This is a genomic window from Acidimicrobiales bacterium, from assembly GCA_035540975.1.
Lineage (GTDB): Bacteria > Actinomycetota > Acidimicrobiia > Acidimicrobiales.
Map to the genome: position 1 here is coordinate 1 of DATLFN010000020.1, position 9,643 is coordinate 9,643.

Annotated in this window: 11 protein-coding genes; all 11 read left to right on the plus strand. The window is 74.8% G+C overall.

From position 1 onward, the window contains the following. Positions 1 to 279, plus strand: a 279-nt coding sequence (locus VM242_02915; GenBank protein HVM04101.1) for a zinc-dependent metalloprotease, incomplete at its 5' end; no start/stop codon positions are given. 32 nt (positions 280 to 311) lie between these two features. After that, positions 312 to 1,205 carry a tRNA lysidine(34) synthetase TilS gene (gene tilS, locus VM242_02920; protein HVM04102.1) on the plus strand — a complete coding sequence of 298 codons (894 nt, stop codon included), beginning with the start codon at positions 312 to 314 and terminating at the stop codon, positions 1,203 to 1,205. 58 nt (positions 1,206 to 1,263) lie between these two features. After that, a complete protein-coding gene (gene hpt, locus VM242_02925) occupies positions 1,264 to 1,839 on the plus strand; it encodes a hypoxanthine phosphoribosyltransferase (GenBank protein HVM04103.1) in 576 nt (191 codons plus the stop codon). 2 nt (positions 1,840 to 1,841) lie between these two features. Then, a complete protein-coding gene (gene ftsH, locus VM242_02930; GenBank protein ID HVM04104.1) occupies positions 1,842 to 3,809 on the plus strand; it encodes an ATP-dependent zinc metalloprotease FtsH in 1,968 nt (655 codons plus the stop codon). Next, positions 3,806 to 4,408: a GTP cyclohydrolase I FolE gene (gene folE, locus VM242_02935; protein ID HVM04105.1), complete on the plus strand. Its 603-nt coding sequence runs from the start codon at positions 3,806 to 3,808 to the stop codon at positions 4,406 to 4,408. Before ftsH ends, folE begins: the two co-directional genes overlap by 4 nt. Before the next feature lie 82 nt (positions 4,409 to 4,490). Next, positions 4,491 to 5,810 carry a hypothetical protein gene (locus VM242_02940; protein ID HVM04106.1) on the plus strand — a complete coding sequence of 440 codons (1,320 nt, stop codon included), beginning with the start codon at positions 4,491 to 4,493 and terminating at the stop codon, positions 5,808 to 5,810. 223 nt (positions 5,811 to 6,033) lie between these two features. Then, positions 6,034 to 7,461, plus strand: coding sequence for an FAD-dependent oxidoreductase (locus VM242_02945; protein HVM04107.1), 1,428 nt, complete (start codon positions 6,034 to 6,036; stop codon positions 7,459 to 7,461). Between the two features lie 23 nt (positions 7,462 to 7,484). Continuing rightward, a complete protein-coding gene (gene folP / locus VM242_02950; GenBank protein HVM04108.1) occupies positions 7,485 to 8,249 on the plus strand; it encodes a dihydropteroate synthase in 765 nt (254 codons plus the stop codon). Next, entirely contained in the window at positions 8,246 to 8,740 is a 495-nt protein-coding gene (locus tag VM242_02955) for a hypothetical protein (protein HVM04109.1), read from the plus strand. Before folP ends, VM242_02955 begins: the two co-directional genes overlap by 4 nt. Then, positions 8,737 to 9,102 (plus strand): dihydroneopterin aldolase, encoded by a 366-nt coding sequence (gene folB, locus VM242_02960; protein ID HVM04110.1) that lies wholly within the window; start codon positions 8,737 to 8,739, stop codon positions 9,100 to 9,102. The genes VM242_02955 and folB overlap by 4 nt, the downstream gene beginning before the upstream one ends. 8 nt (positions 9,103 to 9,110) lie before the next feature. Next, positions 9,111 to 9,563, plus strand: a complete 453-nt coding sequence (gene folK / locus VM242_02965) for a 2-amino-4-hydroxy-6-hydroxymethyldihydropteridine diphosphokinase (GenBank protein ID HVM04111.1) — start codon at positions 9,111 to 9,113, stop codon at positions 9,561 to 9,563. The last annotated feature ends 80 nt before the right edge of the window (positions 9,564 to 9,643 follow it).

Consider the following 9,643-nt stretch of genomic DNA (forward strand, 5'->3'; position numbering starts at 1 on the left):
CTGGTGCCGAGCGCCGACCGGTTCGGCCGGGTGCTGCGCCAGCGGCGGGCCGAGGCCAAAGGGGCGTCCAGGCTGCTGCGCCAGCTGGTGGGCCTGGAGGCCAAGCTGAAGCAGTACGAGCAGGGCGAGCGCTTCATCGAGGCGGTGGAGGCCGAGGGCGGCAGCGAACTGCTCGACCACGTGTGGCGGGGCCCGGAGTGGCTGCCGAGCCTGGCCGAGATCCGCGCCCCCCACGCCTGGATCGACCGGGTCCGCACCGCCGCCGGCAGCGCCGCCTGACCCGGCTGGTGCCGGCGCGGCGCCCCCGACCTGTGCCGGGAACGACTCGGATCCGGGTCGTTCCGAGCACAGGTTCGCTCGGGGCGCTGCTGGAGCGGTGCACGTTCCCGCCGGCGGGGGCGCAACTGGCGTGCGCCGTGTCGGGTGGGGCCGACTCGCTGGCCCTGCTGGTGCTGGCCGTCGCCGCCCGCTGCGACGTGACCGCCCACCACGTGGACCACGGCCTGCGACCCGGGTCGGCGGCCGAGGCGGCCGTGGTGGAGGAGGCGGCCGCCGGCCTCGGTGCCCGCTTCGTCGCCCACAAGGCGGCGGTCGGCCCCGGCCCCAACCTGGAGGCGAGGGCCCGCCACGCCCGGCGGGCCCTCCTTCCGCCGGGGGTGGCGACGGGGCACACGGCCGACGACCAGGCGGAGACGGTCGTGCTGAACCTCCTGCGGGGGGCGGGTGTCGACGGGCTGGCGGGGATGCGCCCGGGGCCGGAGAAGCCCCTGCTCGCCCTGCGCCGCTCGGAGACCGAGGGGGTGTGCGCGGAGGCGGGCCTGGTCCCCGTGCGGGACCCGTCCAACGACGATCCCGCCTTCCGTCGCAACCGTGTGCGCCACCAGGTGCTGCCGCTGCTGCGCGACGTCGCCGGGCGCGACGTGGTGCCCGTGCTCGCCCGCCAGGCCGCCCTCCTGCGCGACGAGGCCGACCTCCTGGACGACCTGGCGGCCGGCGTCGACCCGTGCGACGCCCGCGCGCTGGCCGCCCTCCCGGCCGCGGTGGCGCGGCGGGCCGTGCGCCGGCTGCTCGGCGGCGACCACCCGCCCGGATCGGCGTCGGTCGAGCGGGTCCTCGCCGTGGCCCGGGGCGAGGCGGCCGCCTGCGAGGTGGAGGGCGGGCGGCGGGTGCGCCGGTCGGCCGGCCGCCTGAGCGTCGAGGGGTGACGGGCCGGCACCCGTCCCCTCGCCGGTGCCGGGGGCGCGCGGGATAGCTTCGGCAGCCGTGGCCGCCGACCCTTCGCACCCCGCCGACCCGAACCTCGGCCCGGTGGTCGTCTCCGAGGAGGACCTCCAGGCCCGCATCCGCGCCCTGGGCGCGCAGCTCACGGCCGACTACGAGGGCCGGGCGCCGCTGCTCGTCGGCGTGCTGAAGGGCGCCTTCGTGTTCATGAGCGACCTGGCCCGGGTCGTCCGCCTGCCCATCGAGTTCGACTTCATGGCCGTGGCGTCCTACGGCAGCGCCACCAAGACCAGCGGCGTCGTCCGCATCGTCAAGGACCTCGACCTCGACCTCAGTGGCCGCCACGTCCTGCTGGTGGAGGACATCGTGGACAGCGGGCTCACCCTGTCGTACCTCCGCCGCAACCTCGAGGCCCGTCAGCCGGCGAGCCTCGAGGTGTGCGCCCTGCTGGTGAAGGACGGCCTCCAGCGCTCAGACCCGCAGCTCAAGTACGTCGGCTTCACCATCCCGCCCGAGTTCGTCGTCGGGTACGGGCTGGACGTGGCCGAGCGCTACCGCAACCTCCCGTACGTCTGCGCCTACGTGGGCACCCAGACGGGCACGGGTAGCCTGAGGTGACCGTGAAGAAGACGCTGCGTCACCCCGTGCTGTGGGTCGTCCTCGCCGTGGCGCTGCTCGTCGCCGCGTCCAGCCTCCTCGGTGGGGGCGACGACCGCGAGAAGATCCCGCTGAGCCGCCTCCAGGCCCTGACGGCCGAGGAGAAGGTGGCCACGGCGGAGATCGTCGGCGAGGGCAAGGTCCGGGGCGAGCTGAAGGACGGGACCAAGTACGAGACCAGGTTCCCGGCCGAGTACGCCGACGAGCTGACGGTCCGCCTGCTCGACTCCGACGTGGACGTCGACTCCAAGGACGCCGGCCAGAACATCTGGTTCGCCCTCCTCATCAACTTCCTGCCCATCATCCTGCTGTTCGGCGGCTTCTTGTTCATCATCAACTCGATGCAGGGCGGCGGCTCCAAGGTCATGCAGTTCGGCCGGGCCAAGCCCAAGGTGATGAACAAGGACGAGCCCAAGGTGACCTTCGCCGACGTGGCGGGCGCCGACGAGGCCGTCGCCGAGCTGGTGGAGATCAAGGAGTTCCTCGAGTCGCCCACCAAGTTCCACGCCATCGGCGCCAAGATCCCCAAGGGCGTCCTGCTGTTCGGCCCGCCCGGGACGGGCAAGACGCTGCTGGCCCGGGCGGTGGCGGGCGAGGCGGGCGTGCCCTTCTTCTCCATCTCCGGCTCGGACTTCGTGGAGATGTTCGTCGGCGTCGGGGCCAGCCGGGTGCGCGACCTGTTCAACCAGGCCAAGGCCAACCCTCCGGCCATCATCTTCATGGACGAGATCGACGCCGTCGGCCGCCACCGGGGCGCCGGCATGGGCGGCGGCCACGACGAGCGGGAGCAGACCCTCAACCAGCTGCTGGTGGAGATGGACGGGTTCGACACCAAGGCCGGCGTCATCCTCATCGCCGCCACCAACCGCCCCGACATCCTCGACCCCGCCCTCCTGCGCCCGGGTCGCTTCGACCGCCAGATCGTGGTCGACCGGCCCGACCTCCAGGGCCGGAGGAGGATCCTGGAGGTCCACGCCAGGGGCAAGCCGCTCGAGGAGAACATCGACCTCGAGGTGCTGGCCCGGCGCACCCCCGGCTTCACCGGCGCCGACCTCGCCAACCTGATGAACGAGGCCGCCCTCCTCGCCGCCCGCCACGGCCACAAGAGGATCGGCATGACGGCCCTGGAGGACGCCATCGACCGGGTGATCGGCGGCCCCGAGCGCAAGACCCGGGTGATGTCCGAGAAGGAGAAGCTGGTCATCGCCTACCACGAGGGCGGCCACGCCCTGGTCGGCCACGTGCTGCCCCACGCCGACCCCGTGCACAAGGTCTCCATCGTCGCCCGGGGCCGGGCGCTGGGGTGGACCCTGTCCCTGCCCACCGAGGACAAGTACCTCGTCAGCCGCTCGGAGCTGATCGACCAGCTGGCCGTCCTCATGGGCGGGCGCACGGCCGAGGAGCTGATCTTCGAGGAGGTGACCACCGGGGCGGCCAACGACATCGAGAAGGCGTCGGAGATCGCCCGGGCCATGGTCACCCAGTACGGGATGAGCGACGTGCTCGGGCCGCTCCAGCTGGGTGAGAAGAACGGCGAGGTCTTCCTCGGCCGGGACCTGGGCCACCAGGCCAACTACTCCGACGAGATGGCGGCCCGCATCGACGCCGAGGTCCGCAAGCTGATCGACGGCTCCCACGACGAGGCCCTCGCCATCCTCGAGACGCACCGGGCCACCCTGGACCGCCTGGCGTCGGCGCTGATCGACCAGGAGACGCTGGACACGCCCGAGCTCATGAAGATCCTGGGCGACCTGCCGCCGTGGCCGACCCGGGCCAAGGTGAAGGCCCCGGCGCCGGCGCCCACGCCGGCGCCGGTGGCCGCCGCCAGCACCGTCGAGCCCCCGCCCGCGGCCGGAGACGCCGCCGCCGCCGCCATGCGCCGCCTCCGCCGTCGGCTCCGGCGGGTCACCAACCGGCCCGCCACGGCGTGAGCGACGCGGCCGGCCCCGTCCCGGCCCGCCGCCCGGTGGACGGGCCGCGCATCGAGCGGGCCGTCCGGGAGATCCTGGAGGCCATCGGCGAGGACCCCGGCCGGGACGGGCTGCGGGCCACGCCAGGGCGGGTGGCCGACATGTACGCCGAGATCTTCAGCGGCATCGGCTCGCACCCGGCGGACGTGCTGGACGTCACCTTCGAGGAGGGCCACGACGAGATGGTGATGGTGCTCGACATCCCGCTCTACAGCGTGTGCGAGCACCACCTCGTGCCCTTCGTCGGCAAGGCCCACGTGGCCTACATCCCGAATGCCGACGGGCGCATCACCGGCCTGTCCAAGCTGGCCCGCCTGGTGGACGCGTTCGCCCGCCGGCCCCAGGTCCAGGAGCGGCTCACCACCCAGATCGCCGACACCGTCGAGCAGGTGCTCCAGCCCCGGGGCGTGCTCGTCTCCCTCCAGGCCGAGCACCTGTGCATGTCCATGCGGGGCGTCAACAAGCCGGGGACGCTCACCGTCACCCAGGCGGTCCGCGGGCTGTTCCGCAGCGACCCCCGCACCCGCGCCGAGGCCATGGCCTTCATCCACGGCCGGTGACGGGCTGCGGGTGAACGGCCTGCCACCGGGCTGACCCCGCCGGTCCCCTCCGAACCGGGGCGGGCCGGCCGATAAGAAGCGCGTGAGACGGCGGCCGGCGCTGCGAGCGGTGGTGGCGGTAGCCGCCGCCGTGGGCGGAGGGGCCGGCGGCCCGGCGGCGGCGGCGCCCGTGCCGGGGTCGGGGTGCACCCTGTTCCCGGCGGACAACGTCTGGCACGCCGACGTGTCGACCCTGCCCGTCCACCCGTCGGGCGGCGCCTGGCTGGCTTCCATGGGCGGCCCCGGTGTGCGGCTCCATCCCGACTTCGGTCCCGCCGGCCCCGGCGAGCAGCCGTACGGGATTCCCTACACGGTGGTCCCGGGCGACGCCGCCAAGGTCGCCGTGGCCTTCGAGTACGCCGACGAGAGCGACCCCGGGCCCTACCCGTTCGCCGCCGACACGCCGGTGGAGGGCGGCAGCGACCGCCACGCCCTCATGGTGGACCGGGACCGGTGCGTGCTCTACGAGCTGTTCGCCGCCACCTACGACGCCGCCGGGTCGACCGCCGGCTCCGGCGCCGTCTGGGACCTCCGCTCCAACGCCCTGCGGCCGGCGGGCTGGACCTCGGCCGACGCCGCCGGCCTCCCCATCCTGCCCGGCCTGCTGCGGCGGGACGAGGTGGCGGCCGGCGCCGTGGACCACGCCATCCGCATGACCGCCCGACGCACCGACCGCAGCTACGTCTGGCCCGCCCGCCACCACGCGGGGGCGGCCAGCGACCCCTCCCTGCCCCCAATGGGGGCCCGGTTCCGCCTGAAGGCGAGCTTCGACGTGAGCCGCTTCCGCCCCGACACCCAGGTCGTGCTGCGGGCCATGCAGCGCCACGGGATGATCCTGGCCGACAACGGCTCGGACTGGTACTTCACGGGCACGTCGGAGCCGGGGTGGGACACCGGGATGCTCGACGAGCTCGAGTCGGTGCCCGCCGGCGAGCTCGAGGCGGTCGACGCCTCGTCGCTCCTGGTCGAGCCCGACTCGGGCCGGGTGCGGGCGGCGCCCACCCCTGCCGCGCCGGTCACCACCACCACGGCGGCGCCCGTCGCCACGACCTCGCCACCGGCGGGGCCGATGAAGGCGGGTCCCCCGCCCGCTCCGGCCCGGCGGCCGGCGACCACGGTGACACCGACGACCACCGCGCCGGCGGTGGTGAGCACCATGCTCGACCAGGAGGAGACGGCGCCCGAACCGGTGGCGCGGCGACCGGGCCTGCCGCCTCCGCCCGACGACGGGCCCCGGGCCGCGGAGGTCGCCCTGCTGGTGCTGGGCGCGGTGTCGGCCGCGGTGGCCGCCACCGGCGCCGCCCTGCGGCTGCGCCGCCGCACCCGGGGCCGCCACCGGCTCCGCCCCCGCCACCTCGTGTAGTGCTTCGACCTCATTCGATCGCTTCGCTCACTCCATTCGGTCGAGTCGGATCGTGCTCCGGCGGGCGAGCGGAGCTCGCCCGGCTCCTTCCTGTCCTTCTCGGTGTCCGCAGCCGCAGAGGCCGCCTGCGGTGGCGCGTGCGGCCACGGACCTTGCCGCTGCGAACTCGGCCAGCGTTTCGCGTCACCGCACTGGCCGCCGGCCCGGGTACGGTCGGCGGCGCATGGGCCGCCGTCACGACCTCGTCATCGTCGGCATGGGGTCGGGCGGCATGGTGGCGGCCGAGTTCGCCGCCACCCTGGGGCTGCGGGTGGCGGTGGCCGAGCGGGGCCGGGTCGGCGGCGACTGCCTGTGGACGGGCTGCGTCCCCTCCAAGGCCCTGCTGTCGTCGGCCAAGGTCGCCCTGCTGCTCCGCAAGGCCGACCGGTGGGGGCTGCCGTCCTACGAGCCGGAGATCGACACGGCCCGGGTGTGGGAGCGCATCCGGTTCGTCCAGGAGGCCATCGCCACCACCGACGACGACCCCGACCGCTTCCGGGCCGCCGGCGTGGAGATCGTCCCCGGCACGGCCCGCCTGGTCGGCCCGCACACGGTGGAGGTGGACGGGCGGGAGCTGCGCACCCGGTTCGTGCTGCTGTGCACGGGCAGCCGGCCGGCCGTCCCGCCCGTCCCCGGTCTGGCCGAGGCCGGGTTCCTCACCAGCGAGAACGTGTTCGAGCTGGAGCGGGCGCCGCGGCGGCTCGTCGCCATCGGCGGCGGGCCCATCGCCGTCGAGCTGGCTCAGGGGCTCACCCGCCTCGGCACGGCCGTGACCGTCCTCCAGCGGGGGCCGCGGGTCCTGGCCCGGGACGAGCCCGAGCTGGTCGAGATCCTCACCCGGCGCCTCATCGACGAGGGCGTCGACCTGCGCCTCGGGGTGGACGTCCTCGCCGTCGCCGTCGAGGACGGGACCAAGGTGGTCACCGGCACCGAGGGCGGGCAGCCGGCGCGGTGGGAGGCCGACGAGCTGCTCGTCTCCGTCGGCCGGCGGCCCAACGTGGAGGGCCTGGGCCTGGAGAAGGTGGGGGTCCACGTCGGGCCCAAGGGGATCGAGGTGGACGACCGGATGCGCACGAGCGTCCCGTCCGTCTACGCCGCGGGCGACGTGGCCGGCCGCCACCTGTTCACCCACTCGGCCGCCCACGAGGCCCTGAGGGCGGTGCGGGACATGTTCTTCCCGGGCCGCGGCACGGTGAGCGACCTGGTGCCGTGGTGCACCTTCACCGACCCCGAGCTGGCGTCGGCCGGCCTCACCGAGGCCCAGGCCCGGGAGCGCCACGGCGACGGGGTGAAGGTCTGGCGCCTGGACCTGGCCCACTCCGACCGGGCCCGGGCCGACGGGGAGGCGGAGGGCCGCCTGATCGCCGTGTGCGGGCCCAGGGGCCGGTTGCTGGGCGCCCACGTCCTGGCCCCGCGGGCGGGCGAGATGATCCACGAGCCCGCCCTTCTCATCCGCACCGGCGGGAAGCTGACCGACCTGTCGAAGCTGATCCACGTCTACCCGACCCTGTCGACGTCGCTCGGGCAGCTGGCCGCCGAGGCGACGTTCGCCGCCGCCCTCCGCCTCCGCTGGGTGACGCGATTGGCCCGCCTCCGCCCGTTCGGGCGCTGACCGGCCCCGGTACGATCGGGGCGATGGCTCCCCTCGTCATGGGCGTGCTCAACGTGACGCCCGACTCGTTCTCCGACGGTGGGCGCTTCCTCGACCCCGAGCGGGCGGTCGCCCACGGCATGGCGATGATCGCCCAGGGCGCCGACGTGGTCGACGTGGGCGGCGAGTCGACCCGGCCGGGGGCCGAGCCGGTGGCCGAGGAGGAGGAGCTCCGCCGGGTCGTGCCCGTGGTCACGGCCCTGGCGCCCCACGTGCGGGTGTCCGTCGACACGTCCAAGCCGTCGGTGGCCCGGGCGGCGGTGGAGGCGGGGGCCACCCTGGTCAACGACGTCAGCGCGTCGCTCCAGGCGGTGGCGGCCGACCTGGGCGTGGGGTGGGTCGCCATGCACATGCAGGGCACGCCGGCGTCCATGCAGGCCGCCCCGTCCTACGCCGACGTGGTGACCGAGGTGCGGGTGTTCCTGGTGGACCGGGTGCAGGCGGCGAGGGCGGCAGGCGTCGGCGAGGTCTGGATCGACCCCGGGATCGGTTTCGGGAAGCGGCCGGAGCACAACCTGTCGCTGCTGCGCCACCTCGACGTCCTGGTGGCCACCGGGTTCCCCGTGCTCGTGGGCACCAGCCGCAAGGCGTTCCTCGGCCTGCTGGCCGGCGGCGCCGGCCCCGCCGACCGCGTCGAGGGCTCGGTGGCCACGGCGACGCTCGCCGTGGTGGCCGGGGCGTCGATGGTCCGGGTCCACGACGTGGCCGAGACGGTGGCCGCCGTGCGCCTGCTGGAGCGGGTGGCATGAGGGGGAAGTGGGCGGCCGGCATCCCGCCCCGGAACTTCACCTGGATCATCAAGGACAAGCTGGCGATCAGCGAGCGCCCGGGTGGCTACGCCCGCAACCACCGCCGGGTGCGCCGCCAGGAGGAGATCGTCTGGCTCCGGGAGCAGGGCTTCTCGCGGGTGGTGTCCCTCCTCGGGTCGACCCACAACCTGCACGCCTACGACGAGCTCGGCGTGCGGTGGTCGCACGTGCCGTTCAACACCAGCGACGACGCTCGGACCGTCCTCCCGCCGTTCTACGACGACCTCAACGCCTGGATCGGCGACGGCGAGAAGGTCCTCGTCCACCAGGAGGACCTGGGCGACCGCCTGATGGGGGTGATGGCGGGTTTCCTCCTGAACACGGGCATGATCGGTGACGCCCCCCGGGCCATCACCGTGGTCGAGCGCATCGTCCAGCGCCAGATGGGACCGCCCGGGCGCGAGCTGGTGGCGCTGGTCAGGGCGGAGTGAGGCCGGACGTCGTCGAGCTGCGGGGCCTGCGCGTCCTCGGCCGCCACGGGGTGCTCGACGAGGAGCGCGAGCGCGACCAGCCCTTCGAGGTCGACCTCGACGTGGAGACGCCCCTCGCCGCCGCCGGTGCGTCGGACGACCTGGCCGACACCGTCGACTACGGGCGGCTGGTGGCCGACGTCGCCGCCGTGGTGGGCGGCGAGCGGTTCGGTCTCCTGGAGCGGCTGGCCGAGCGCATCGCCGAGGCGGTGCTGGCCGACGACCGGGTCACCGGCGTGACGGTCGCCGTGCGCAAGCTGCGCCCGCCCGTGCCCTCGGACCTGGCGACGGCGGGCGTGCGCATCACCCGCCGCCGCCCGTAGGCGGCCCGGTGCGGGCCTTCGTCGCCCTGGGGTCGAACCTGGGCGACCGCCGGGAGCACCTCCGCCGGGCGGTGGCCGGCCTGCCCGGGGTGGTCGCCGTGTCCGGCGTGTACGAGACGGACCCGGTGGGCGGCCCCGAGGACCAGCCGCCCTACCTGAACGTGGTGGTGGAGCTCGACACCGACCTTCGTCCCCGCGACCTGCTCGAGGTGGGGCGCCGGCTGGAAGCGGAGGCGGGTCGGTCCCGGGCCGAGCGCTGGGGACCGCGCACGCTCGACGTGGACGTCCTGTTCGTCGGCGACCTCGTCGTCGACAAGCCCGACCTCCAGGTGCCCCACCCCCGCATGTGGGAGCGGGCCTTCGTGCTCGTCCCCCTGGCCGACCTGGCGCCCGACCTGGTCCCCGAGCTGCCAGCCCATCTGGCGGTTGGCCCGGAGGTGCGTCCGGCCGGTACGCTGTAGGCAGCACGAACGGCACCCTGCGGGGGCCGGAACGTGAGGAGAAGCTCTTGGTTGCATCGGTGCGCGTGGTGGGCCCCGGC